Annotated in this window: 21 protein-coding genes; 9 read left to right on the top strand and 12 right to left on the bottom strand. The window is 72.9% G+C overall.

The window, feature by feature from the left end; all coding sequences use genetic code 11:
* Positions 1-64: 64 nt before the first annotated feature.
* Positions 65-1669, bottom strand: a complete 1605-nt coding sequence (gene aceB / locus ACN28F_RS04465; protein WP_289206836.1) for a malate synthase A — start codon at positions 1667-1669, stop codon at positions 65-67.
* Positions 1666-2970, bottom strand: coding sequence for an isocitrate lyase (gene aceA, locus ACN28F_RS04460; protein ID WP_289206835.1), 1305 nt, complete (start codon positions 2968-2970; stop codon positions 1666-1668). The genes aceB and aceA overlap by 4 nt, the downstream gene beginning before the upstream one ends.
* Before the next feature lie 205 nt (positions 2971-3175).
* On the opposite strand from aceA, the gene ACN28F_RS04455 reads away from it, so the two are divergent.
* Positions 3176-4561, top strand: a complete 1386-nt coding sequence (locus ACN28F_RS04455; protein ID WP_421357047.1) for a short-chain fatty acyl-CoA regulator family protein — start codon at positions 3176-3178, stop codon at positions 4559-4561.
* Here the strand turns inward: ACN28F_RS04455 and ACN28F_RS04450 are convergent.
* Together ACN28F_RS04450 and ACN28F_RS04445 are read right to left on the bottom strand one after the other, a co-directional pair.
* Positions 4551-5813, bottom strand: coding sequence for an ROK family protein (locus ACN28F_RS04450; protein WP_421357046.1), 1263 nt, complete (start codon positions 5811-5813; stop codon positions 4551-4553). The genes ACN28F_RS04455 and ACN28F_RS04450 overlap by 11 nt on opposite strands.
* Before the next feature lie 84 nt (positions 5814-5897).
* On the bottom strand, positions 5898-7388 hold the full coding sequence (locus tag ACN28F_RS04445) for an RICIN domain-containing protein (RefSeq protein WP_289206832.1): 1491 nt from the start codon (positions 7386-7388) through the stop codon (positions 5898-5900).
* 254 nt (positions 7389-7642) lie between these two features.
* Here ACN28F_RS04445 and ACN28F_RS04440 point away from each other — a divergent pair, with 254 nt between their 5' ends.
* The 3 genes from ACN28F_RS04440 (at position 7643) to ACN28F_RS04430 (ending at position 11311) form a co-directional block, all read left to right on the top strand.
* Complete coding sequence (locus ACN28F_RS04440) at positions 7643-8257, top strand: nitroreductase family protein (RefSeq protein ID WP_289206831.1); 615 nt, start codon at positions 7643-7645, stop codon at positions 8255-8257.
* Between the two features lie 160 nt (positions 8258-8417).
* Positions 8418-10010, top strand: a complete 1593-nt coding sequence (locus ACN28F_RS04435) for an SPFH domain-containing protein (RefSeq protein ID WP_289206830.1) — start codon at positions 8418-8420, stop codon at positions 10008-10010.
* Positions 10007-11311 carry an SPFH domain-containing protein gene (locus tag ACN28F_RS04430; protein ID WP_289206829.1) on the top strand — a complete coding sequence of 435 codons (1305 nt, stop codon included), beginning with the start codon at positions 10007-10009 and terminating at the stop codon, positions 11309-11311. The genes ACN28F_RS04435 and ACN28F_RS04430 overlap by 4 nt, the downstream gene beginning before the upstream one ends.
* Positions 11312-11363: 52 nt before the next feature.
* Here ACN28F_RS04430 and ACN28F_RS04425 read toward each other — a convergent pair whose 3' ends face one another.
* The 6 genes from ACN28F_RS04425 to ACN28F_RS04400 form a co-directional block, all read right to left on the bottom strand.
* Positions 11364-12098 (bottom strand): siderophore-interacting protein, encoded by a 735-nt coding sequence (locus ACN28F_RS04425; protein WP_421357045.1) that lies wholly within the window; start codon positions 12096-12098, stop codon positions 11364-11366.
* Positions 12099-12403: 305 nt separating this feature from the next.
* Positions 12404-13198, bottom strand: a complete 795-nt coding sequence (locus ACN28F_RS04420) for a metal ABC transporter solute-binding protein, Zn/Mn family (RefSeq protein WP_421357044.1) — start codon at positions 13196-13198, stop codon at positions 12404-12406.
* Positions 13119-14006: a metal ABC transporter permease gene (locus ACN28F_RS04415; RefSeq protein WP_289206826.1), complete on the bottom strand. Its 888-nt coding sequence runs from the start codon at positions 14004-14006 to the stop codon at positions 13119-13121. Before ACN28F_RS04415 ends, ACN28F_RS04420 begins: the two co-directional genes overlap by 80 nt.
* Positions 14007-14010: 4 nt before the next feature.
* Entirely contained in the window at positions 14011-14697 is a 687-nt protein-coding gene (locus tag ACN28F_RS04410) for a metal ABC transporter ATP-binding protein (RefSeq protein WP_421357043.1), read from the bottom strand.
* Positions 14694-16310 carry a class I adenylate-forming enzyme family protein gene (locus ACN28F_RS04405; protein ID WP_421361252.1) on the bottom strand — a complete coding sequence of 539 codons (1617 nt, stop codon included), beginning with the start codon at positions 16308-16310 and terminating at the stop codon, positions 14694-14696. The genes ACN28F_RS04410 and ACN28F_RS04405 overlap by 4 nt, the downstream gene beginning before the upstream one ends.
* Positions 16311-16312: 2 nt before the next feature.
* The gene (locus tag ACN28F_RS04400) at positions 16313-18118 is read right to left on the bottom strand and encodes a CoA transferase (RefSeq protein WP_421357042.1); all 1806 of its coding nucleotides are present in this window, start codon (positions 18116-18118) and stop codon (positions 16313-16315) included.
* 161 nt (positions 18119-18279) lie between these two features.
* Here ACN28F_RS04400 and ACN28F_RS04395 point away from each other — a divergent pair, with 161 nt between their 5' ends.
* A complete protein-coding gene (locus tag ACN28F_RS04395; protein ID WP_421357041.1) occupies positions 18280-19476 on the top strand; it encodes an acyl-CoA dehydrogenase family protein in 1197 nt (398 codons plus the stop codon).
* Here ACN28F_RS04395 and ACN28F_RS04390 read toward each other — a convergent pair.
* The gene (locus ACN28F_RS04390) at positions 19416-20507 is read right to left on the bottom strand and encodes a hypothetical protein (protein WP_421357040.1); all 1092 of its coding nucleotides are present in this window, start codon (positions 20505-20507) and stop codon (positions 19416-19418) included. The genes ACN28F_RS04395 and ACN28F_RS04390 overlap by 61 nt on opposite strands.
* On the bottom strand, positions 20504-21712 hold the full coding sequence (locus ACN28F_RS04385; protein WP_421357039.1) for an MFS transporter: 1209 nt from the start codon (positions 21710-21712) through the stop codon (positions 20504-20506). Before ACN28F_RS04385 ends, ACN28F_RS04390 begins: the two co-directional genes overlap by 4 nt.
* A gap of 196 nt (positions 21713-21908) precedes the next feature.
* On the opposite strand from ACN28F_RS04385, the gene ACN28F_RS04380 reads away from it, so the two are divergent.
* The 4 genes from ACN28F_RS04380 (at position 21909) to ACN28F_RS04365 (ending at position 25753) form a co-directional block, all read left to right on the top strand.
* Entirely contained in the window at positions 21909-22466 is a 558-nt protein-coding gene (locus ACN28F_RS04380; RefSeq protein ID WP_421357038.1) for a copper resistance CopC family protein, read from the top strand.
* A 69-nt stretch (positions 22467-22535) separates the two neighbouring features.
* Entirely contained in the window at positions 22536-23123 is a 588-nt protein-coding gene (locus ACN28F_RS04375; protein ID WP_289206819.1) for a copper chaperone PCu(A)C, read from the top strand.
* A 6-nt stretch (positions 23124-23129) separates the two neighbouring features.
* A complete protein-coding gene (locus ACN28F_RS04370) occupies positions 23130-24377 on the top strand; it encodes a Dyp-type peroxidase (RefSeq protein WP_289206818.1) in 1248 nt (415 codons plus the stop codon).
* Between the two features lie 107 nt (positions 24378-24484).
* Complete coding sequence (locus ACN28F_RS04365; RefSeq protein WP_421357037.1) at positions 24485-25753, top strand: MFS transporter; 1269 nt, start codon at positions 24485-24487, stop codon at positions 25751-25753.
* The last annotated feature ends 20 nt before the right edge of the window (positions 25754-25773 follow it).

Below are 25773 nucleotides of genomic sequence, written 5' to 3'. Positions count from 1 at the left end.
GCAGCGGGTACGGGCGCGCCGTTGAGCCCGTACCCGCCACTGCGCCCGCCGGTGTGCCAGGCCGCTACGGGCGGTCCGACGCACCGGCGGGGGACAGGTGCCGGGCGTACGCCTCGGTGGTGAAGAACGCCGGCAGGTCCTCGCCGAGCGCCGTCTCCTCGACGATCCGGGCCGCCGCCTCGGCCCGGTCGCGGTCCGGGCCGTCACGCCCGTCGACCAGATCGGCCAGCTCCTCGGCCAGGATCGACCGGACCAGGTCCTCGGTGACGCAGCCGCCGTCGGCCAGCGGGGTGCCGTGCTGGCACCACTGCCACACCTGGCAGCGGGCGATCTCGGCGGTCGCCGCGTCCTCCATCAGGTTCCACAGCGCCACCGCGCCGGCACCGCCCAGCCACGCGTCGACGTACCGCAGCGCCACCGCGACGTTGGCGCGGACCCCGGCCGCGCTCACCTGACCCGGGGTCTTGTCCACGGCCAGCAGGTCGGTCGCGGTCACCGCCACCTCGTCACGTAGCCGGTCGACCTGGTGCGGGCGGTCGCCGAGCACCGCGTCGAAGACTTCCCGGCAGGTCGGCACCAGACCCGGGTGGGCAACCCAGGAGCCGTCGAAGCCGTCGCCGGCCTCCCGCTGCTTGTCCGCCCGCACCTTGCCCAACGCGACCTCGTTGACCTGCGGATCCCGGCTGGGAATGAAGGCGGCCATCCCGCCGATGGCGTGCGCGCCGCGCCGGTGACAGGTCCGCACCAGCAGTTCGGTGTACGCCCGCATGAACGGCACCGTCATGGTGACCTCGGCCCGGTCGGGCAGGACGAAGTCCGGCCACTGCCCGAAGTTCTTGATCACGCTGAAGATGTAGTCCCACCGGCCGGCGTTCAACCCGGCCGAGTGCTCCCGCAGCTCGTAGAGGATCTCCTCCATCTCGAACGCGGCGGTGATCGTCTCGATCAGCGTCGTCGCCCGGATGGTGCCCTGCGGCAGGCCGAGGTAGCGCTGTGCGAAGACGAACACGTCGTTCCACAGCCGCGCCTCACGGTGGCCCTCCAGCTTCGGCAGGTAGAAGTACGGGCCGGCACCGGCGTCGAGCTGCCGCCGCGCACAGTGGAAGAAGTAGAGCCCGAAGTCGACCAGGCTGGCCGAGATCGGCCGGCCGTCGACCACGATGCCCTTCTCCACCAGGTGCCAGCCGCGCGGGCGGACCACGATCGTGGCCAGCTGCTCGCGCAGCGCGTACCGTTTGCCCCGGCCGTCGGTGAAGTCGATCCGCCGGTCCAGGGCGTCCATCAGGTTCAGCTGCCCGCCGATGACGTTGTGCCAGACCGGGCTGGTGGCGTCCTCGAAGTCGGCCAGCCACACCTTCGCGCCCGAGTTCAGCGCGTTGACGGTCATCTTCCGGTCGGTCGGCCCGGTGATCTCCACCCGCCGGTCGACCAGGCCGGGCGCGGCCGGTGCGACCCGCCAGGACCCGTCGGCGCGGATGTGCGCGGTCTCCGGCAGGAAGTCGGGCAGCTGGCCGGAGGCGTACCGGGCCCGTCGGGCGCGGCGGGTGTCCAGCAGCGCCACCCGGCGGGCGGCGAACTCGCCGTCCAGGGCGACCAGGAACTCCAGCGCCGCCGGGGTGAGCACCTCGTCGAACCGGTCGGCCATCGGGCCGAGAATCTCGTACCTCACGCGAATTGTTCCTCTTCGGTCGAACCGCGCAGCGCGGTGGTCTCGGCGGCCGGGTTGAGCACGGTGCTGATCAGGTCGAAGTAGCCGGTGCCGACCTCCCGTTGGTGCTTGACGGCGGTGTAGCCGGCCGGCTCGGCGGCGAACTCACGCTCCTGCAGCGACACGTACGCGCTCATCCCGTCGCTGGCGTAGCCGCGGGCCAGGTCGAACATCGAGTAGTTGAGCGCGTGGAAGCCGGCCAGGGTGATGAACTGGAACTTGTATCCCATGTGGCCCAGCTCCCGCTGGAACTTGCCGATGGTGGCGTCGTCGAGGTGCTTGCGCCAGTTGAACGACGGCGAGCAGTTGTAGGCCAGCAGCTGGTCCGGGTACTCGCTCTTGATCGCCTCGGCGAACCGGCGGGCGACCTCCAGGTCCGGGGTGCTGGTCTCCATCCACAGCAGGTCGGCGTGGGGTGCGTAGGCCAGTCCCCGGGCGATGCACGGCTCGATGCCGTTGCGCACCCGGTAGAAGCCCTCGGCGGTGCGTTCACCGGTGACGAACGGCTGGTCCCGCTCGTCGATGTCGGTGGTGAGCAGGGTGGCGGCCTGCGCGTCGGTGCGGGCGATCACCACGCTCGGCACCCCGGCGACATCGGCGGCGAGCCGGGCCGCCTCCAGGGTGCGGATGTGCGCCCCGGTCGGGATCAGCACCTTGCCGCCGAGGTGGCCGCACTTCTTCTCGGCGGCCAGCTGGTCCTCCCAGTGCACCCCGGCCGCGCCGGCGCCGATCATCGCGGTCATCAGCTCGTACGCGTTGAGCACGCCGCCGAAGCCGGCCTCGGCGTCGGCCACGATCGGGGCCAGCCAGTCGGTCGCCGGGCTGTCGCCGCCGGCCGGTCCGGCACCGGAGTCGGCGCCGCCTTCGGCGGTGTTGATCTGCGCGGCCCGCAGCAGCGCGTTGTTGATCCGGCGGACCACCGCCGGCACCGAGTTCGCCGGGTAGAGGCTCTGGTCGGGGTAGGTGTGGCCGGCGAGGTTGGCGTCGGCCGCCACCTGCCAGCCGGAGAGGTAGATCGCCTTGAGTCCGGCCCGGACCATCTGCACCGCCTGGTTGCCGGTGAGCGCGCCGAGCGCGTGGATGTAGTCCTCGCTGTGCAGCAGCTGCCACAGTCGTCTGGCGCCGTGCCGCGCGAGGGTGTGTTCCTCGGTGATCGCGCCGCGTAGCCGCACCACGTCGGCGGGGCGGTAGCTGCGCCGCACGCCGTGCCAGCGCGGGTCGGTGTCCCATTCGTGCTGCAACTGATCGACTGCGTTCTGCATCTTCGTCTCCTTGCCCGGTGGTGTGTCGCCCACTGTGGCGCAGCGCCGGCGGTCGGGTCGAGATACGGAAGGAGCCAATTGTTGAAAAGTTTTCAGCAGATTTTGCCAACTTGCTAATTGTCCTGTTGGCAGCTGTGTTAATGCCGGTCCGTGGCGTGTTAACGTGTGCGAATAGTGTTCGGCGGCGACCCGGGAGGTGCGGGCGGTGACCAAGACCTTCGCCGGTGCCCGGCTGCGCCGGATGCGTGAGGAGCGGGGCATCAGTCAGACCGAACTGGCCCGGCAGCTCAACATCTCCGCGAGCTATCTGAACCAGATCGAGCACGATTCCCGACCGCTGACCGTCGCCGTACTGATGCGGATCACCGAGGTGTTCGGCGTCGATCCGACCAGCTTCGCCCCGCACGACACCCCGCGTCTGGTCGCCGGGCTGCGCGAGGCCCTCGGCACCCGCACCGGGATCGGCGAGCTGACCGAGCTCGCCTCCCGGCTGCCCGAGGTGGCCGAGGCGGTCATCGACCTGCACCGGCGCTACCAGCAGGTCGACGAACAGCTGTCCGAACTGGTCGGCGACCGGGAACGGCTCGGCCACAGCCCGCACGACCAGGTCACCGAGTTCTTCTACCGGCGGCAGAACTACGTTCCGGCGGTCGACGAGGCCGCCGAACGGCTCGCCGCGCAGATCGGCATCCGCCGGGGCGAGGCCCGCGCGGCGTTGCAGGACCGCCTCGCGCATCGCCACGGCGTACGGATCTCCCGCGACGACGCCGAGTCCCTCGGCGGTGAGCTGCACCGCTACCGGCCGCAGACCCGGACCCTGCACCTGTCGACCTCGCTGCGCGCCGGGCAGGAGGCGATCCGGATGGCCGCCCAGATCGCCCTGCTGGAGTACGCCGACGTGATCGACGAGATCATCGAGGAGGAGGGGTTCGGCGACGTCCAGACCCAGATCCTCACCCGGGTCGGGCTGGCCAACTACTTCGCGGCGGCGCTGGTCCTGCCGTACGAGCAGTTCCTCGCCGCCGCCGAGCAGCGCCGCTACGACATCGACCTGCTCACCGAGCACTTCGCGATGGGCTGGGAGACGGTCTGCCACCGGCTCAGCACCCTGCAGCGGCCCCGCTCGCGCGGGGTGCCGTTCTCGTTCGTCCGGGTCGACCGGGCCGGCAACATGTCCAAACGCCAGTCCGCGACCGGGTTCCCGTTCTCCCGCACCGGCGGCACCTGTCCGCTGTGGAACGTCTACGAGGCGTTCGGTTCGCCGGGCCGGGTGGTCACCCAGATCGCCGCGATGCCCGACGGTCAGCGTTACCTGTGGATCGCCCGCACCGTCATCCGGCACAACGGCGGCTACGGCCAACCCGGCAAGGTGTACGCGATCGGCCTGGGCTGTCAGACCCGCCACGCCGGCCGGCTCGTCTACTCCGCCGGGATGGACCTGCACGCCGCTGACGCGGCCACGCCGATCGGCCCCGGCTGCAAGACCTGTGAGCGGATGACCTGCCCGCAGCGGGCGGCCCCACCGATCAGCCGGCAACTCGACGTCGACGTCAACCGCAGCACCTTCATCCCGTACCCGCTCAAGGACTGAGCCGGGCGCGGGCCCGCGCCGGCGGCGCGCCGATCGCCGCGACCAGGCCCTCCAGGGCGAACGTCGCCGCGCCGAGACTGACCGGGTTGCCGGCGACCCGGCCCAGGGTGATCTCGGCCGCCGCCAACGGCCGGCGCAGCGCGTGCCGGGCGGCCTGTGCCCGTACCCCGTCGAGCAGCGCCGGCCCGAGCCGGGCCGTGACCCACCCGCTGAGCGCCACCACCTGCGGGTTGACCAGGTTCACCAGGTCGGCGACGGCGACCCCCAGGTGGTACGCGGTGTCGGCGACGACCGCTACCGCGGTCGGATCCGCGGCGGCCACCCCGGCGGCGAGCGCGTCGATGGTGGCGGTCTGGTCGATGGTGGCGGTCCGGCCTTCGTACCGCAGCATCGGGCTGGCCGGGTCCCGTTCACGCAGGTGGGCTGCGATCCCGGGGGCCCCGACGTACGCCTCGACGCAGCCCCGGGCGCCGCAGTGGCAGGCCCGCCCGTCGGGGACCAGCCGTGTGTGCCCCCACTCCCCGGCGCTGTTGGTGGCACCACGGTAGAGGCTGCCGCCGAAGGCCAGGCCGGCACCGACGCCGGTGCCGAGGGTCAGTACGGCGACGTGGTCGCGCCCTCGGCCGGCCCCGAACCACAGTTCGGCGACGACGCTGGCCCGCAGCGGGTTGTCCAGGTGCAGCGGCAGGTCCGGGCGCGCGGGCAGGTCCAGCGCGGCGGCGAGCAGACCCCGCAGCGGTACGTCGTGCCAGTTCCAGTTGGGCGCGAACGCGCTGACCCCGCCTTCCCGGTCGACCTGACCGGGCACACTGACCCCGACGCCGAGCAGCCGGCGGCGGGCGACGCGCCGGTGCCGCAGCACCGCGTGCACCCCGGTGGCCACGTGCGCGACGACCTGCTCCGGCCGGTTCTCCGCCGGGTGCAGCCGGTCGGTGTGGCTGGCCAGCACGGTCAACGTCGGGTCGAAGGCGTCGACGTGCACGTACGTCTCGGCCACGTCGACGCCGACGATGACGCCGCCGGCCGGGTCGACCGAGACCAGGCCGCGCGGGCGGCCGCCGCCGGAGTCCTGGAACCCGACCTCGGTGAGCAGGCCCAGGTCCAGCAGTTGGCTGACGAGGGTGGAGACGGTGGCCTGGCTCAGCCCGGTCTCGCCGGCCACCTCCTGACGGGACACCGCGCCGGTGGCGAGGATCTGCCGCAGCACCTCGAACCGGTTCGCGACCCGGATGTCCCGGGAGGTACGCCGCACCTCGACCACCCCCGTCCGCCCTCGCCGTACGCCGCCGCACCCAGTGTGCCGGTCGTGGCGGCGGCGTACGGCAGGTGGGCGGCGTCAGACCACGCCGACCCGCTGGAACTGCTGGTTGGCGGCGGTGCTGCAGGTGTACTGGATCAACCGGGCGCTGTCGGCGGTGGAGTAGCCGGCGACGTCGAGGCACTTGCCGCTGTGCCGGGCCACGATCCGCAGGTGACCGGAGCCGACGTCGACCAGTTGCCACTGCTGGTCGGTGCGGCCGGGCTGACAGGCGTACTGGGCGATGGTGGCGTGGTCGGCGGTGGAGCCACCGGCGACGGTCAGGCAGCGGTCGCTGTGCCGGGCCACCAGCTGGTGGTAGCCGGTGCCGAGGTCACGCAGCTGCCAGTGCTGGTTGCCGCCGTTGTGGCAGCCGTACTGGGCGACCTCGGTGGCGTCGGCGGTGGAGGCGTTGAGCACGTCGAGGCACTTGCCGCTGTGCCGGGCCCGCAGCGTCTCGTAGGCGTACCCGCCGCCGATGCCGGTGACCTGCCCGGTGGCGGTGTCGACGCTGATTTGCGGATGCCAGCTCATGCTCAGTGTCCGCGCCGACGGGAAGGTCAGCGGCAGCCAGACGTAGCGCGACTCGTTGACCCGGCCACCCCAGGCGCTGGCCCACCGGTCACCGAGGTAGAGGTAGGAGGTGGTGGCGGTGCCCTGCACGGGCAGCACGTACGCCGGCTGGGATCCGTAGGTGATGCTGTCGCCGAAGGTCGTCGGCGCGCTCCAGGTGCCGGTGATGCTGGTGGCGGTGGCGTACCGGGCCTGGTTGGGCTGCCAGCCGGTGGCGCCGGAGGTGACGAGGAAGTAGACGCCGTCGCGTTTGAACATCGCCGGCGCTTCCCGGTAGTTGCCCGGCCACAGGGTCTGGACCAGGGCGGCGACGCCGGTGTAGTCGGGGGTCAGCCGGTAGATGTTCAGGTCCGCGTTGACCCGGGTCGAGGAGATCAGGTACGCGGTGCCGTCGTCGTCGCGGTAGACGGTCATGTCCCGGGAGTCGTAGCCGAGCGGTCGGAAACTGCCCAGGTACGTGTAGTTGCCGTCGACGGTGTCGGAGGTGGCGACCGCCACCCGGGCCTGGCCGTAGTCGACGCCGTTCTCCCAGTGCATCCAGAGCACGTACTTGCCGGTGGCCGCACTGTAGAGGATCTTGGGCCGTTCGATGTTGGCGACCGTCAGTTCCGGGCTGCTGGACTGGCGCAGCACGTGGTTGCGCAACTCCCAGGTGCGCAGGTCGGTTGACCGGTAGACGGAGACGTACCGGAAGGTGTGGTCGTCGTGGCGGTTCTCGCCGAACCAGTAGTAGTAGGCGCCGACCTTGATCATGCCGCCGCCGTGGGCGTGCACGCCGGCACCTGTGGTGTCGGTGAACTGGGTGCCGTTGGTGACGGTCACCGGCGCGGCGGCGGCCGGCGTGGCGACCAGGGCGAGCGGGGCGAACAGCGCGACGCAGGCGATCAGGACGGTGCGGGTGAACCGGGCGGTGCGGGTGAACCGGCCGGGGCCGGGGTTGCGGGGTACGGCAGGCACGGGCTGCCTCCTTCAGGTGGGTGGGCGGATGTGACGTGCGAGGACGGCCGGACGCCACATCTATCGACCCTTAGGATAAGTATTTGAGCGATGAAAGTCGATGATCTGCGGGTTGGCCCGGATGCTGCCGGCGGCGTGGCGGCGAGCGGTCGGCCCACTGTGGCCACGACACCCGTCTTATAGTTGAATGCTCAACCGACATCGTCGTACGGTCGATCGGACCGTCACCCACCTCGACCCGACAGGAGCGCCCGGTGTCCGACCTGCGCAAGACCGCGACAACCGCCGAGCCACTGCACCCGCTGCTCGCGCAGCGGTGGAGCCCCCGGGCGTTCGACCCGGACCACCAGCTCACCGACCAGCAGGTCACCGCGCTGCTGGAGGCCGCCCGGTGGGCGCCGAGCGCCGGCAACAGTCAGCCCTGGCGTTTCGCGGTCGCCCGCCGGGGCAGCGCCGCCCACACCAGGGTGCTGGACACCCTGGATCCCGGCAACCAGCTCTGGGCGCCCGCCGCCGCCGCGTTGATCGTGGTCGCGGCGCAGACGGTCACCGCCGACGGCACCAGCCGCCCCTGGGCCGCCTACGACACCGGCCAGGCGGTCGCGCACCTGTCCGTCCAGGCGCAGCACGAAGGTCTGGCCGTGCACCAGATGGGCGGTTTCGACCGGGACCGGCTCGCCGCCCTGCTCGACCACGACCCGACCGTCACCCCGCTGGCCGTCGTCGCGGTCGGGCGGCGCGCTCCGGCCGACGGCCTCGACGCACTCGACGCCACGCTCGGCGAGCGCGAACGTGCACCGCGGCAGCGACTATCGGTAACCGAGCTGACGCTCACGGTGGGCCCGGCCCTGGTCGCCGACCGCGGTTGACCGCAGCCCGTCACGGCATCGCACCACCGGACTTGACCAGGGCCGCTAGCATTCGCGGGACCTGGAACTTGCCGGAAGGGGAGCCGTGTCACGGGTCCAGCAAGGAATACGTACCGCCGCCCAAGCGATCGCCCAGGGTGGTGACCCCCGACAGGTGGCGATGGCGGAACTGCAGCGCCGGGGCGCCGCCATGACCGGTGGGGGCGGCCAGCCCGGCGGGGCCGGCCGGTCCGGCGGGGGCAGTCGGGGGCAGTTGGCCGAGGACGGGATGGACCCGGTCGACTTCCCGGCCGCCCGCGACCTCGGCGGCAGCATCGACACCGTCATGGAGCAGCGCCGGGTTCCACTCGACGACGCCGGTGAGGTGCTCAACCGCAGCGAGCAACGCCGCGACGAGTCCGGGCAGGCGCACGTCATCTGCCCGATGGTGATCCCGCGTGGCCGGTCCCTGGCGACCATGCTGCCGGTGTCGCTGCTGCTCGTCCTCGGCGCGGTCGCCGCCGTCGTCATCGCGGTGGCCGGCGGCAGCGTGCTGTTCAACCCGTTCTTCGGCATCCACTACTGGCTGCTGTCGCTGTTCGCCGTCGGCTTCGTCTGGTGGCGGCAGGGCATGGTCATGGTGCCGGACGGCTGCGCCGCGCTGATCACCCGCTTCGGCAAGCTGGAGCAGGTCGTCGGCCCCGGCCGGGTGATCCTGCTGAACCCGTGGAAGCGGGTGTCGTACATCGTCAACACCACCCGCGAGTACCCGTTCAACGCCCCGGTGCGCGAAGCCCCCACCAAGGGCGGGGTGAAGGCCTCCATCGACCTGTTCATCCAGTTCCGGATCAGCGACCCGGTCGAGTTCGTCTACACCCTCGGCGCGGTGCGCGGCTTCGAGGAGAAGCTCAGCAACGCGGTCAGCGAGACCATCCGCAGCCTGATCTACGAGCAGGAGGCGGCCGAGATCTACAACATGGTCGGCGAGGACACCGGACGCCTGCTGGAACAGCTCAATCAGCAGTTCCGCCCGGCGGTCGAGTTGACCAACGCCAACATCACCCACGCCGAACCCTCCGACCGTGAGTACCGGATGGACCTGGCCGCCCCGGAGATGGTGCGGGTCGCCAAGGACGCCTACACCCACCAGTACGCGCTGCAGCTGCGCAAGGAACAGGACGAGGGCGACCTGACCAAGGAGTTGGCCACCCTGCAGGAGACCCTGTCGGCGATCCAGGCCGACATCGCCCAGTACCAGGCGCAGATGGACACCGCCGTGGAGCGGGAGACCAACCGGGCCGAGGCGCTGGCCCGCCAGCGCTACGTCTCCGCCGAGTCCGAGGCGAAGGCGAACGCGGCGCTGCTGGAGGCCCAGGCCCTGGACATCCGGGCGGTCACCGCCGCCGAGGCTCCCGAGATCCTCGAGTACCGCTACCAGCGCGAGGTGCTCGACACCCTGGAGGAGGTGGCCGACCACCTGCCCCGGCTGGTGCGCATCGGCGGCTCGGCCGACCCGAACGGCGCGGTCGGTGTCGACCTGCTGAAGCTGGCCCGCGAAATGGTCGGTGAGCGGGGCGCGGAACTGTTCAGCGACACCGACATGGCCGCCATGCGTACCCGGCTGGCCGAGGTCGCCGCCCGCATCGCCGAACGGGAACCGGAGATCGCCGCGCTGCGCGAGGCCGACCGCCCGACCGTCACCACAGTCGATGCCAACCCGCTGACCTCCGGTACGCCGGAGCTGACCGACGACACCACGGAGGTTCGGCCGTGATCAACAAGTTCGCCAGCGGCCGTTCGGTGATCTCCGAGGCCGTCGCACCCTGGAGCGAGCTCGCCCAACTGCTGCGCGGCGGCGACGCCGGCAGCCTCGTCCCCGTGGTCATCCCCAAGCACCGCCGTCGGCTCGGCTGGATGGTGCCGCTCTGGCTCGGTCTGCTCGCCCTGCTCAGCGGGGTGATGTTCGCCGTCCGCGGCGACGACGGGCTGATCGGTGCCGCCTACGGCGCGCTCGCCGGTGCCAGCTGGTTCGTCGGCGTGTTGTTGCTGCTGCTCGGCGCGCTCTGGTGGTGGCGGTCGTCCATCGTGGAGATCGAACAGGGCACGCACGGCGTCCTGACCCGCTACGGCGCGGTCACCCGCACCCTGGAGCCGGGCCGGCACTACCTGTGGCACCCGTGGTCGCGGGTCGACTTCGTCGTCGACGTCGCCACCGAGATCCCGTACTCGGCGCCGGTGATGGCCTGCCCGACCCGGGAGAACGTGCCGCTGCGCTCGATCGAGTTCTTCATGAAGCTGCGGATCACCGACGCGGTGCTGTTCGTGCGGACCATCGGTGCCGGCAACTTCGACCTGGTGCTGTCCAGCGCCGTGCAGGACGCCATCCGGCAGCGGGCCCGCCAGGTGCAGACCGAGCGGGCGTACGACCTGCGCGGCTCCGACGTCGCCGACATGCAGGATCTGCTCAACCGGCAGTTGTCCCGCTACGGGGTACGGATTACCGGCTGCAACATCCCGGACGTGCAGCTGCCCACCCAGTACCAGCAGCACCTGGCCACCCAGGAACGGGTCGCCAAGGAGCACGCCGCGTACGAGCAGGAGTGGGGTCTGACCCGTAAGCGGCGCATCGACAGCCTGCAGATGGACATCGAGCGCGCCAAGAAGGTGCGCGACGCCCGGTTCGTCGAGGTCAAGGCGGCCCTGAACAAGGCCCGGGAGCAGGTCGCCGGGCTGCTGGAGCAGCAGGAGACCAACGCCCAACGGGTCCGGTTCGAGATCGAGACCCGGGGCCGCAGCGGGCTGATCGCCGCCGAGAACGAGGCCAAGGCACAGCGGCGACTCGCCCAGGCGTACCGGGACAACCGGGCCGTGCTGCAGTACGAGCTGGCGCTGCGGCGTCTGGAGGTCGGCGCGGAACTGGCCGGCAAGGCCCCGCAGCCGGTGGTGGTGCGCACCGACGGCGCCGGCGGTGGCGGCATCGACACCTCCGCGTTGTCCACCCTGCTCACCGCGCAGCTGCTGCCCCGCGCCGCCGCGTTGCCGACGGCCGACCGCGCCGCCGACGACCCGGCCTGACCCGTGCCGCCGGTGCCGACGGGGCGCCCCGTCGGCACCGGCGCTGGTTCGACTACTCCGAGTGTTTCCAGTAGCCCTTGACGATCGTCTGCTCCGGCGGGAGCGCCCAGCGGTCGTGCAGCAGCGCCCGGCCGGCCGGCACCACGGACTGCTCGGCGGCGACGAAGCCGAACACCGCACCGGCCGGTCGCTGCCCGGCGTCGACGGCGTCGATCGCGCCGGTCAGGGCCCGGCCGGGTGGCCCGTCGCCACGGTGGATCCAGTCCAGGTCGACACCAGGTGGTGGCGCCAGGTCGACCTGGTGATCCCGGTCGGGCGCCTCGATCAGAATTCGTCCGGACGCGGTCTGTGGCATCGCGGCGACGAACCGGCGGATGGCCGGGATCGCGGTCTCGTCCCCGGCCAGGAACCAGGCGTCCGGGGTGCCCTGCAGGACGGTCGAGCCGCGTGGCCCACCGACCGCCACCGGGGAGGCCAGCGGAGCCCCGACCGCCCAGTCGCTGGCCAGCCCGCCAGGGTGCACCACGAGTTCCAGGTCGAGCCAGCCGGCCGTAGGGTCCCAGTCGAGCGGGGTCACCTCCCGGCTGGGGCCGTCGTGCGGACCGTCGGCACCGAGCGGGAGAAAGAGTCGGATATGGTCGTCCGCTCCGGGCGACGTGAAGCCGCGCAGCTGGGCTCCGGTCAGGCGCAGTCGCAGGTAGCCCGGCGTCAGCCAGGTGCGGTCGGACAGCCGGGCGGTCCGGCGGAACACCCGCTCGGCGGCGGTTCGGGTGAGCGTGAACGGCATCGCGAGAGCTCCCGGGACGTGGTGACTGTTAGGTGAGCCTACCCTCAATGGGGCTGTCGAGAGTGTGACGTGCCTCCATCCGGTCGCGCCAGAATCGCCGTCAACACGAGGTCGAGACTGTCGGCCGGCGTACCGCGGGCGCGCCAGGCGACATGACCGTCCGGGCGGAAACGTCGCGGTCGAGGAGTGCCGCTCCACCAGCACCGTCGGGACCCGTAGCTGGGCCAGCCGGATCGCCAGGCCCAGCCCGACGGGCCCCCGCCCCCGACGACCAGTACTGCGGCGTGCTCCACGACATCACCGACTCAGGGTCCGGCCAGCGCGGCGCTGATACTTTCCGCGTTGTTCCGGAAGACCGCCAACAGGTCAAGGTCCGCGCCGGGGAAGTTGACGATGTCCACCCGGGTGGCCCCGTCGACGTCCGGGTTGGCGCCCGGCAGGTGCGCGTTGGCCAATACCACTGCCGGCTTGACGGCGGTCAGCTCGGCAAGCTGGCTCGCGGTCACCGGCGCCGGCCCGTACGTGCCGGTGACCTGCAACCCGGCGAACTCCGCCCAGTACGCCATGAACAGGTGGCTCACCGCCGTCCTCGGCTCAACGGTGACCGCCTTTACCTGGCCCGACAGTTCGGCGTAGGTGCTGTCGAATTCGGCAAGCCAGGCGGCGGCAGCGTCGGCGGTGCCGAACAACTCACCGAGGCGGGTCACCTCGGCGGTGATCACCGCCGGAGTGTTCTCCAACTGTACGGGGACCAGCTCGGCGTCACCGCCGGCCGCCTCGGTGAGCCGGTCGGCGAAGCCGTCGAACTCGGCGTACAGCACGTAGTCGGCGTCGGCGACGGCGGCCAGGTCGCTGGGCTTGGGGTCGTAGTCCGGCGGGTGCTGGACGTTGGCCGGCGCGATCACCGTGACCTCGGCGATCCCGGCGGCCTTGGCCAGGGCACCGACCCAGGTGGTGGAGGCGACGACGGCCGGGCCGCCGGCCGGGGCACCGGTGCTGTTCGACGGTGCCGGATCGGCGTCAGTGCTGCCACACCCGGTCGTCGACAGGACGAGGGTTGCCGTCGCGGTCAACGCCACGACGGTTCGGGACCAGCGCATCACGTGCTCCTTCAGGGATGAGATAGGTGAGCAGGGTCAAGGTGCCGGCCACCAGGACCAGCACCGGTCCGGGTGGCTGGTCGAGCAGGAGCGCGGCGGTGAAGCCCAGAGCGTTGCCGACGACCCCGAAGCCGACCGCCCAGCCGGCCATCGACGTCAGCGACCGGCCCAGATTGCGGGCCGCCAGGGCCGGCAGGATGGTCAGCGCGTCGACCAGCAGCGCGCCGGTGAGCCGGATGGACGCGCCGATCGCCACCGCGACGACGACCAGCAGTGCCAGCATCAGGCCGCTGGCGGCCACCCCGGAGCACAGCGCCAGTTCGCGGTCGAACAGCAGCAGCGCCAGCTGCCGCCGGTAGCGCCAGAACAGCAGGTGCACGGCGACGGTGAGGACCGCCAGTACAACGAGGTCGATGTCGCGGGTGGCCAGGATCGACCCCCACAGCAGCTCGAACGCGCCGGTGGCGTTCACCCCGGACACCGACAGCACCAGCAGTGCGGCGGCGATCGCGAACGTCATCAGCAGGCCCATCGCGCCCGGCAGACCGGCGGGCCGGCGGGCCAGCGGGGCGACGCCGGCTCCGGCCAGTCCGCAGGCCACCAGCCCGCACAGCATCGGGTCCAGTCCGGCGAGCAGGCCGACGGCGATGCCGAGCAACGCCACGTGCATGATGGCGAACCGGACGGCGATGATGTCCAGCCCGACGATGAACACCCCGACGATCGGCAACCCGACGGCGGCCACGGCCAACCCGATCGCCGACCGCTGCACCGCCGGCAGACTTAACAGGTCGAGGAAGTGTTCCACCTGTTCAGATCACCCGCAGCCGGCCGGCCGCCATCTCGGCGACCCGGTCACAGGCGCGGGCCATGGCCCGATCGTGGGAGACCACCACGACGGTGACCGGCAGTGCCGCCAGCAGCCCTGCGACCTGTTCCTGGCCGTCGAAGTCGAGCGCGGCGGTCGGTTCGTCGGCGAGCAACGCCCGGGCCCCGGCGGCGACCGCGCCGAGGGCACGGGCCAGGAACACCCGCTGCAGCTGCCCCCCGGACAGGGTGTGCAACGGGCGGTCGTCGAGTCCGCCGACGCCGAGCGCGGTGGCGGCGTCGGCCGCCGCCGACGCGGCGCCACCGCTGGCCAGCAGCTCATTGACGAGCAGCGGGAACCGGCCGGGGGCGAGCCGTTGCGGTACCCAGGCCACGTCCCGCCGGCGCCGCGCCCAGCCGGCCCGACCGCGTGCCACCTCGTCGCCGACCGAGACGGTGCCGGCGGCCACCGGATGCAACCCGAGGACGGTACGCAGCAGCGTCGTCTTGCCGGAGCCGTTCGCCCCGGTCAACGTCAGGTGCTCACCGGCGTCGACGGTGAGGTCCACCGCGTCGACCACGGTACGCCGGCCGTACCGGCAGGTCACGCCGCTGAAGGCCACGGCGGCGCCGGCCGGTGGCAGAGCGTCACCGGGCGACGACGGGTCGGTCGTGGCGGCCGGGAGGGTCATTGGGGCGTCTCGGTGAACTGCTCCCGCAGCCACCGCTTGTCGACCTTGCCGGCCGGCGACAGTGGCAGCGTGTCGAACACCCGGAGACGTTCGGGAAGCTTGGCGCGTTCCAGCCCGTGCACGTCGGTCAGATAGTGAGCCAGCTCGCCAAGGGTGGGGGCGGTGGCGCCTTCGCGCAGGGCGAGGCAGACCGCCATCCGTTCACCCATCAACCGGTCCGGTACGCCGACGCACGCCACCTGGCGCACCGCCGGATGCTGGGCCACCAGCAATTCCACCTCGACCGGGGAGAGGTTCCGCCCACCCCGGATGATGATCTCGTTGCGCCGGCCGACCACGTGCAGGAACCCGTCGACGTCGATTCGGCCGAGGTCGCCGGTGCGTACCCAGCCGTCGTCGGTGCGGTAGCGGACGTCGAAGTCGGCGTCGACGTAGCAGTGTGGGCTCATCGGCCCGAGCCCCCAGATCTCGCCGACGTCGCCCGGGGCCACGTCCCGGCCGTCCTCGTCGACCACCCGGACCGCCGCGACCGCCGGGTTCGGCCGGCCGACCGCGTCGTGCACCTCCTCCGGCGGGTCGGCCGGGTCGGTGGTGCAGTTGACCCCGTCCGCCGAGCCGTAGCAGTTGACGTAGGCGCAGCCGAACCGGTCCCGGCAGGCGGCGACGGTCGCCGGGTCGACCCGCGACCCGCCCGCCACGACGGCCCGGACCGTCGACATGTCCACCCTCGACAAATGAGGATGATCGAGCATCATCGTGAACATCGTCGGCACCCCGAACACCAGGTGCGGGCCGTGCCGGTCGATCAGCTCCAGCGCCCGGGCGGCGTCGAAACGGGACTGCACCAGCAGGGTCCCGCCAAAGCGGGCGACCGTCACCGCGGAGCCGGACGACCCGAACGAGGACGCCAGCGGCACCAGGAACAGGTTGCGCATCGGCCCCGGCCCGGTGTGCAACGCGTCGATGAACGCGCCCCGTCCGCCGGCGAGGGCCTCGTGCGAGTAGACGACCATCTTCGGGGCGGCCTCGGATCCGGAGGAGACGAGGATCCGGGCCGGGGCGTCGGGCCGTACCGTCGGCCGCCAGGTCGTCGAGGCCCCGTCGCGGGCCAGGCCCTCCAGGCTGTCCGGGCCGCCGCCACCGGCCACGATCACGGTACGCAGGTCCGGCAGGTCGTCGCGCAGGTCGGCGAGCACGTCGGCGTAGGGGACGTCGCCGAACTTGTGCGCGACGACCGCGGCCACCGCCCGGGACCGGCGCAGCAGGGTGAGGGTGTCGCGGCGGCCCCGGCCGATCGGGTACGGCAGCACCACGGCGCCGATCGCGGCGACGGCCAGGTCCACCGCCACCGCCTGCCAGCCGTTGGGCAGTTGTACCGCGACCACCTCGCCGGTGACGACCCCGGCGGCGCGCAACGCTGCGGCCAGCCGGGACACCCGGTCGGCGAGTTCGAGGTAGGAGTGTGTTCCCTCGTCGTCGATCACCGCTGCCCGCTGCGGTGCCGCGGTGACCTGCCGGGTGAACAGGGTGTGCAGGTCGGCATCGGGGTAGTAGCCGGCATGACGCCACCAGCGGCGCAGGGCGGCGGGGACCAGGTCGGTGGCGGTCAGCACGGTCAACGGACGAACCTCCAGGGCGCACGGACGTAGGCGCAGCCGTCGATGTCGAGCAGCTCGGCGAAGGCCGGATCGGTGGCGAGCAGGCCGGGATCGGGACAGACCGGTACCGCCGCGACACCACCGGCCCGCAGCAGGGCGACAGCGTCGTCGACCGGGAGTCCCGCCAGCCGGTCGAGCGCATCCGCCGGCCCGACGGCGCTGGTCGCGCGGGTCAGCGACTGCGGTGTCGTGCCGGCGGGTACGGCCAACTGGCCGCCGATGGCCGGTAGCGGACCGTCGAGCGGGTCGCGCTCACGCCGGGCGGGGCGTTCCCCACGCAGCACCGGACCCTGCAGCACCCCGGCTGCCGACAGCAGGCTGCTGTCCACCCGCTGTCCACGCCTGTCGCGGTGGCCGGCGACAAGTCCGGCGAGGACTCCCTCGACGGCCACCAGTCCACCCAAAACGTCCAACAGGGTCATCAACGAACCCGCTGGTGCCTCGCCGTAGGGGCGCAGGTGGGTGCCGAGACCGGCGTACGCCTGCACCATGAAGTCGGTGCCCGGCGGCGGGTCGCTGCCGGCCGCGTCCCCCCAGCCGGAGGCGTAGGCGTAGACCAGCCGGGGGTTCGCCGCCCACAGGTCGGTGGCGTCGAGCCCTAGTTGCGCGGCCTTGCCGGGGGCCCAGTTGTGGACGAAGGCGTCCGCGTCGGCGGCCAGGTCACGCACCGTCGCCCGGCCAGCCGGGCTGCGCAGGTCAGCCTCGACGATGCGTTTGCCCCGGTTGAGCGCCAGGAACCGGGCCGAGCAGTCGCCGACCATCGGCGGCATGCCGCGCAGCGGGTCACCGCCGACCGGTTCGATCCGGACGACCTCGGCGCCGAGCAGCCGCAGCAGCTGACCGGCGAGCGGTCCCTGGATGCGCCGGCCCGCCTCGACCACCCGCAGCCCGGCCAGCGGCCCCTCGGCTGCGGGCCATCGCGTCCCGGACGCCGGTGACGCCGCCGCCACCGGACCGGCACCGATGCGCCACGGCGGGCTGTCGACTCCCGGCTGGTACCGGTCGTGGCAGCGCTCGGCGTGCCCGCGTACCAGCTGGACGGCGACACCGGCCGCCTGCGCCAGGTCACGTAGCCGCCCAAACGGCACCTGCCCGATCGCGGCGTGCAGCTGCACGGGCAGCGGGGCGGTCGCGGTCGCGTACCGCAGCACGAAGCCCCGCCAGGCGTGTCCCGCCACCGACGGGGCCACGCCGAGCTCGGTCCACAGCCGGTGCCACGGTGCCGGGTCGAGGGTCTCCAGCTCCACCAACGCCCCGTCGGCGCAGGCGAACGGTGGCGGTGTGCCGGCGGTCGCCGGCAGCTCGACGTACTCCGGGTCGACGGCGCTGCCGGCGGCGAGATACTGCGACACGGTCAGCAGCGCGGCCCCGGCCACCGAGACCGTCACCGGGCCGGCGGGCGCACCACCGCGCAGTCCGGCCAACCGCGCCGCCAGGACACCCTGGCAGGCCAGCAGCCCGGCGGCGGTGCCGACGTAGTCCAGGGCGATCCGGGCCGGACCGCCCCGGGCGCGTCCGTGCACCGCCATCAGCGCGCACCGGGCCTGGGCGGTCACCTCGTCGAGCGGCCACGTCGCTGCGTCGCCTGCGGTGACGCCCGGATGCGACCAGTCGATCTGGACCGGCAGCTCCATCCCACCGGGCACGGTGAGCCGCAGCGGCCCGTCGCCGGGGTCCCGCGTGGCGCCGAGATCGACAAGGTGGCAGGCGAGGACCTGATCTGCGGTGGTGGCGGTCGTGCCGGCGACGACGTGACCCGCCAACGTCCCGCCTGGAACCGGACCGGCCGCCGGACCGACTACGGTACCGGTGCCTCCGACATCAACTGTCACGTCTGCAGTAGTCGTGCACCGAGCCGTTCCGGTTCCCGGACGGTTCGAACCGCGCCGTCCCACCACGACGGTGCCGTCCTGGAGGGACAGCGATGGATCTTGAACATCGGGTGGCGGATTTCGTCCACAGCCGCGTCGTGCCCGTGGAGGGGCTGCTCGCGGCCGGCGGCGACCCGGCCCGCAGCCTCCTGGCCGAGCTGCAAGGGCAGGCTCGTACGGCCGGGCTGTGGACGCTCCCGCTGCCGACGACGCTCGGCGGGCAGGGGCTGACGCTGACCGGGTACGCCCGCCTCGCCGAGGTCGAGGCGTACAGCGACTTCGGGCCGACCGTGCTCGGTTCGGACCTGCTGCTCGACGCCACGATGCTGGACACGCACGCGACGCCGACCGCGCGTGAGCGCTATCTCCGGCCGATGGTCGAGGGCCGCTGCCCGCCCAGTTTCGCGATGACCGAACCCGGGGTGCCCGGCACCGACCCGATGTCGCTGGCCACCCGCGCGGAGCGCGACGGCGGCAGCTGGGTGATCACCGGTCGCAAGTGGTTCACCAGCCGGGCGGCCGACGCCGGTTTCACCACCGTGGTCTGCCGGACCGCACCGGAGCTGGCCGCCGCAGGCGGCAGCGGCCAGGCCGGATTCAGCCTGCTGCTGGTGCCGACCACCGCGCCCGGCTACCGGATCGTGCGGCAGTTGCCGGTGCTCGGCGTGGGCGGGCAGTACGAGATCGACCTGGACGGCGTCCGGGTCCCCGCCGATCATCTGATCGGCGACGCCGGAGCCGGCCTGCGGATCGTCGCCGGCCGGCTGCACCTGGGCCGTACCCTGCGCTGCCTGCGCTGGCTCGGCCAGTCCGCCCGCGCGTTCGACCTGATGCGCGACCGGCTGGTGCGTCGCCGGGTCGGGCCGCACCCGCTGGCCGACAAGCAGCTGCTGCACGGTCACGTCTTCGACAGCCACGCCGAACTGGCCGCCGCCCGGGCCCTCACCCACGCGGCGGTCGCGTCGGTGGCCGCCGGGGGCGACGCCCGGATCCCGACCGGCACCGCCAAGGTCGTCACCGCCCGGGCGTTCCACGCCGTCGTGGACCGGGCCATCCAGGTGTACGGGGCCGAAGGGTTGACCGACGACACGCCACTGGCGATGCTGCTGCGTGCCGCGCGGGCGGCCCGGATCCTCGACGGCCCGGACGAGTGGCACGTCACCACCGTCGCCACCCGACTGCTCGCCGACTACCAGGCGGCCACCGGCACCGCGCCGCAGCGGATCGCCAGCACGGCGGCCAGGAAGTAGTCGCCCCAGATCAGCTCGTGCCGGCAGGCGATGTCGCGGTCGGGGTCGTAGCAGCCGTCCCGCAGCGCCCCGTTGTCGGCCAGGTGGCCGACGACGAGGGCGTCGACTGTGGCGGTGGCGGCCTGCCGGTACCGCTGCGCCCACCGCGCCGGCTGACCGCCGAGCGTCCACATCGCCGCGGCTGCGATCGCCGCCGCCGAGCTGTCCAGCGGGGCACCGGCACGGCCGAACACCGCCGGCGGCGCCCCCGGCGGCCCTGCTGTCGCCAGCCACCAGTCGGTGACCCGCCGCGCCACCGACGTGAACTCGCCGCCGAGCCGGTCGGCGGCGACGGCGAAACCGAGCATGCCCCACGCCTGCCCGCGTGCCCACACCTGCTCGCGGGCCGGCGGGGGCCGGTCGGCGGGCAGGGTGCGCTCGGCCAGCACCTGGCCCTCGTCGGTGACCAGCAGTCGGGCGCAGGCCCGAGCGTGCCGACGGGCGAGCCGCCGGTCCCCGGACGGTTCGTCGGCCCAGCACATCAGCGCCACCACGGCGGCGAGCGCGTCGATGCCGATCCGGGGCTGCGGCGGGCCGCCGAACGCCGTCCCGACCGGGAACACGCCGTACCCGGGTTCGAACGACGCGGCCAGCGCCCGCGCGCCGACCGCCGCCACCTGGTCGGCCGCCGGGTCCCGGCAGAGCCGTCCGCCGGTCGCGGCGGCGCCGTACCAGAACGTCATCGCCCGGGTCACCGTGTCGTCGCCGGCCCGCGCCGACAACCGGCCGGTCACCGTCGACGCCTGCTCCCGCGCGAGCGTGTCCGGGTGCACGGCCAGGCTGAGCCAGTGCAGCCCGGCCCAGAAGCCCCCGGTCCACGACCCGCGCCGGGTGCTGGTCCACTCCCCGGTGGCCGGGTCGGCGTACAGCGGGAAGCGGTCGCCGACGGCGGCGTGGATCCGGGGGAGCCGGCCCAGCATCGCGTCCAGCGCGGCCCGGTGCGCGGGCGCGGCGGCCGTCCCGGTCGGCGACGGCGTACGCGGTCGGGTCACGACGGTGCCGTCCTGTCGGCCGGTGCGACGGGCCGGGTGAGCGGCCCGCCGCCGGTCGTGTCGGACCGGGCTGCCGCCCGGGTGACGGCCAGCCGCCACCCGGCCACGCCAGCGGCGGCGAACACGACGGCGACCGTCGACCAGGCGACCCCGTACCCGCCGAGATCGGCGACGACCCCGAAACCGACCGGCCCGACGACGAACCCGCCGAAGAACCCGGTCGACACCAGCGCCGAGGCGTGCCCGGGCGCGGCCGTGGCGCGGACCACGGCGAGCATCGACACCGCGTTCGCCCCGGTCGCCGAGATCCCGACGCCGATCGCGCCGCACCACACCAGCGGCGGGAAGAGCCCGGCCGCCAGCACCAGCACCGCCGACGCGGTGGCCACCAGCGACAGTGCGGCGAGCACCGAGGTCACCTCCGCGCGCCGGTCCGCCGACCGGGTCCACCACAGCCGGCCGACGACACCGGCGGCACCGAACACCGCCAGCAGCGTCCCGGCCGACCATCCGGTCAATCTCAGCTGCTGTACGCCGTACAGCGGCAGGTAGGTGTTGACCGCGGACAGGCCGGTACCCAGCAGCAGCGAGTAGCCCATCAGCCCGACCACCCAGCCCGGTGGCCGCGACCACCGCCACCACGGTCCGCCTGCGGCGTCACGTGGCGCCGGGCGTGGCACCTGCCACCACGTCGCGGCGAGCAGCCCCAGGGCCAACAGCCCGGCCAGACCCAGGCCGGCCGGCCACCCCCGGACCGCCGCGACCACCGGCAGCCCGAGCCCGCACAGTGCTGCGGCGAGCTGCACCCCGGACTGCTTCACCCCGATCGCGTCGCCCCGTCGGTGCGCCGGCACCATCGTCGCCACCAGCACGTTCGTCGCCGGATTCGCCAACGCCATGCCCAGGCCGGTCACCGCCACCGCGACGACCAGTACCGGGTAACTGCCGGCGGTGGCACCGGTCAGCAGCGCCGCCGCGACGATCGCGGCCAACCACAGCAACCCCCGGCGGGCGCCGACCGTGTCGACCAGCCGACCGGCGACCAGCGACACCGTCGCGGCCACCGCGAACGCGACCGTCACCGGCACCCCGACCGCCGCCCGGGACACGCCCAGGTCCTCGGCCAGGTATGGACCGAGCGCGCTGACCGCGTACAGCGGCAGCATCGACACCGCCATCGCCGCGGTCGCCACCGTCGTCGGCACCCACCATCGTGTCCGTGACCGCACCCGATGCCCTCCCCTCGTCGACGCAACATCAGTCGGCCCGTCGTAGGGTCGGGTTCCCGCGACCGCGACCGGCCGTGGAATCGCACCGGCCGGGCCTCGCCCGGTGCCGCGGTCGGATGATCGAATGGCGATCCGGCCGCCGCTGGTGCCGTTGTGACAGGAGGTCCCGTCCGTGCCCAGATCAGCCCTACCCGTCCGGGTCGCCCGAGGGGCCATGGCGGCGCTGTTCGCCGCCGTGGTGGTCGTCGGTCCGGCCTCCCCGGCTGCGGCGCACGCCGCACTGTCGGCTAGTCAACCAGGCCAGAACACCCGGGTGGCGCAGTCGCCCGAGGAGATCGTGCTGACCTTCACCGAACCGCTCAACGGCGACTACACCACGATCGTGGTCAGCGACGCCGCCGGCGCTCAGATGCCGGTCGACGGGCCGACCGTCGACCAGCAACGGGGCATCGTGCGCCCGGTGCAGCCGTTGCCCGACGGCGTCTACACGGTCGCGTACCGGGTGGTCTCGGTGGACGGACATCCGGTGCAGGGTGCGTTCCGGTTCGCGGTGAACGTCCCGCTCACCGGTGCGTCGGCGGATTCGGCCCAGGACGGTGCGGCGGCCGGTTCGGACGAGGCCGGGGACGGGAGCCGCCGAGGGTGGCTGCTCGCCTTCGCCGGTGCCGTGGTGCTGCTGATCGGCGGGGCCGCCGTCGTCGCCCTGCGCGGCCGCCGGCGTGTGAGCTAGTTCACTGCGGGAACCGACCGGGCCGGTGCGGCGACTACTTCCGTCGTACGACTCGTGAGGAGAACCCGCATGTCATCAGCGCTCCAGCCGGCCCCGGTCCGGCGCACCGCCACGCTCCGTGCGGTGCTGTCCGGCGTCGCCGGCCTCGCCCTCGCCGTCACCCTTGCCGGCTGCGGCGACGGCGACGCTTCCAGCCAGGCGCAGCCCAGCCCGGACGCGTCGGCCGGTGCGACGGCGTCGGCCGAGGCCACGGCCGGCCTCGTGGTGCGCGACCCGTGGGTGAAGGCCGCCGACGACGGCATGACCGCCGCGTTCGGAGTGCTGGTCAACGACACCGACGCCGACATCACCATCACCGGCGTCAGCACTGACATCTCTCCGATCGAGCTGCACGAGATGGCGATGGCCGACGGCGCGATGGTGATGCGGGAGAAGCCGGGCGGGATCGTCGTTCCCGCCGGCGGCAGCCACACCCTCGAACCCGGCGGCGACCACATCATGCTGATGGACATCGCGCAACCGGTGCAGCCCGGCGACGAGGTCACCTTCACGGTGACCTTCGCCGACGGCGCGACGTCGCAGTTCACCGCCGTCGCCAAGCCGTTCGCCGGTGCCGAGGAGAGCTACGACCCGGGCACGGGCATGGACCACGGCTGAACCGGCATGACCGATCAACCCGTACCACCGCAGGTGGACCGCCGGCTGCTGCTCACCGGCGGGGCCGCCGCGCTCGGCGGTGCCCTCGCAGGCGGGGCGGCGGTCTCGGCGGCGGCCTCGCGCGAGGAGTCTCCGGCGGCCGCCCCGACCGGGGCGGCCACGTTGGCGCCGGTCGACTTCGGCACCGAGACGGTGCCGTTCCACGGACCCCGCCAGGCCGGGGTGGACACCCCGCCGCAGGCGTACGCCGCGTTCGTCGCCTTCACCCTGGGCCCGGCGACCGACCGGGCCGCGCTGGTCCGGCTGCTGCGGCTGCTCAGCGACGACGCCGCCCGGCTCACCCAGGGCGTGCCACCGCTGGCCGACACCGAACCCGAGCTCGCCGTGCTGCCGGCCCGGCTCACCGTCACCTTCGGGTTCGGACCACAGCTGTACGCCGCCGCCGGGATCGCCGAGCGCCGCCCGTCGTCGGTCACCGATCTGCCGCCGTTCGCCATCGACCGGCTGGAGCCGGGCTGGTCCGGCGGTGATCTGCTGCTGCAGATCTGCGCCGACGACCCGATCACGGTCGCGCACGCCCAGCGGATGCTGATCAAGGACACCCGGCCGTTCGCCTCGGTCCGCTGGGTGCAGCAGGGCTTCCGCCGTGGCCGGGGCGTGGAGCACGAGGCGCACACCCAGCGCAACATCATGGGGCAGATCGACGGCACCGGGAACCCGACGCCCGGCACCGCCGACTTCGACACCGCCGTCTGGGTCGACGACGGTCCGGCCTGGCACCGTGACGGCAGCACCCTGGTGGTCCGCCGGATCCGGACCGAGATGGAGACCTGGGACAAGCTCGGCCGGGTGGACAAGGAACTGGTGATCGGCCGCCGGCTCGACACCGGCGCGCCGCTGACAGGGGAGAAGGAGACCGACGTCCCCGACTTCGCGGCGGTCAACGAGGTCGGGCTGCCGATCATGCCGGACTTCGCACATGTCACCCGGGCGCACGTCTCCGACGACCGCTACAAGATCCTGCGTCGGCCGTACAACTACGACGGTGTCCCCGGTGCCGACGGCACCCCCGACAGCGGGCTCATCTTCGCCGCCTACCAGGCGGACATCGACGCGCAGTTCCTGCCGATCCAACGCCGGCTGGCCGAACACGACCTGCTCAACGAGTGGGTCACCCCGATCGGGTCGGCGGTCTTCGCGATCCCGCCCGGGTGCGCGCCCGACGGCTGGATCGGCGACAGTCTGCTCAGCTGACGCGGGCGCCGTCGCAGCTCAGCCCCGGGTCGTCGTAGCTCACGCCCGGGTCGACGGATGTGACCGGCGTCCTTGGGCAGCTGATCACCGGTGGCTAGCGTGGCCGCATGATCCCCCGTGGCGCCACCGTCGTGCCCGAGTCGGGCACCGCGCCACGGCCGCAGATCCCGCTGCTGCTCGGCGCGGTGTTCCTGGTCTTCCTCGGCCAGATGTCACTGAACCCGATCATCGCCCCGCTGTCGCGTCAGATCGGCCTCGCCGAATGGCAGGTCGGTGTCATGATCAGTGTCTCCGCCCTGATGATGGTGGTGACCAGTCAGATGTGGGGCCGGCGCAGCCAATCGTGGGGCCGCAAACCGGTGCTGGTCGCGGCGCTCGCCCTGGCCACCACGACGACGGCACTGTTCGCGCTGCTCGCCGACCTCGGCATGCGCGGCATCGTCACCGGCACCGCGCTGTTCCTGCTCTTCGTGGTGTTCCGGGGCGTCGGCTTCGGCACCGCCATCGCGGCGGTGGCGCCCACCGCCCAGGCGTACATCGCCGACGTCACCCCCGACCCGGCGGCCCGGGTACGCGGCATGGCCGGGATCGGCGCGGTGCAGGGCGTCGCGATGGTCGCCGGTGCCCTGGTCGGTGGTCTGCTGGCCGGGATCGGACTGATGGCGCCGTTGCTGGCGGTTCCGGCGTTGCTCGCCGTCGGGTTGACCGCCGTCGCGGTACGGCTGCGCCGGCAGACCCGTACCGACCTGATCGCCGACCCGGCCCGGGTCAGCCCGTGGGACGCCCGGGTGTGGCCGTACCTGCTGACCGGGCTCGGCATGTTCACCGCGCTCGGGTTCGTCCAGGTGGTCAGCGGCTTCCTCGTCCAGGACCGGTTCGGACTCGACGCCGAGGCCACCGGGCTGCTCACCGGCGGCGCGCTGCTGGCCGCCGGGGCCGGGATGGCGTTCGCCCAGGCGGTGGTGGTGCCGCGCAGCGGCTGGCGGCCCGCCCTGCTGCTGCGGGTCGGTTGCCTGGTGGCGCTGATCGGCTTCGTGCTGCTCGTCCCGGACACCCACCGGGCCGTGCTGATCGTCGCGATGGCGCTGATCGGTCTCGGCCTCGGGACAGCCATGCCCGGCTACGTGGCCGGTCCGACGCTCGCCGTCGACCGGGACGAACAGGGTGGTCTCGCTGGGCTGATCGGTGTCACCAACGGCTTGACCTTCGTCCTGGCACCGACCGCCAGCACCGCCCTGTACGCGGTCTGGGCGCCGCTGCCGGTGCTGGTCGGCGCGGTGCTGATGGCCGCGGTGAGCACCTTCGTGCTGACGTACCCGGGATTCCGGCGCGGGCGGGCCGGCGAAGCGCAGCCGGTGGGCCAGCCGGTCGAATGACCGGCCGACCCCACATCGCC

The organism is Solwaraspora sp. WMMA2101 (genome assembly GCF_049179175.1).
Classification (GTDB): Bacteria; Actinomycetota; Actinomycetes; order Mycobacteriales; family Micromonosporaceae; genus Micromonospora_E.
The sequence above is the reverse complement of the archived record's forward strand: the minus strand, read 5'-3'. Positions and strand labels throughout refer to the sequence as shown.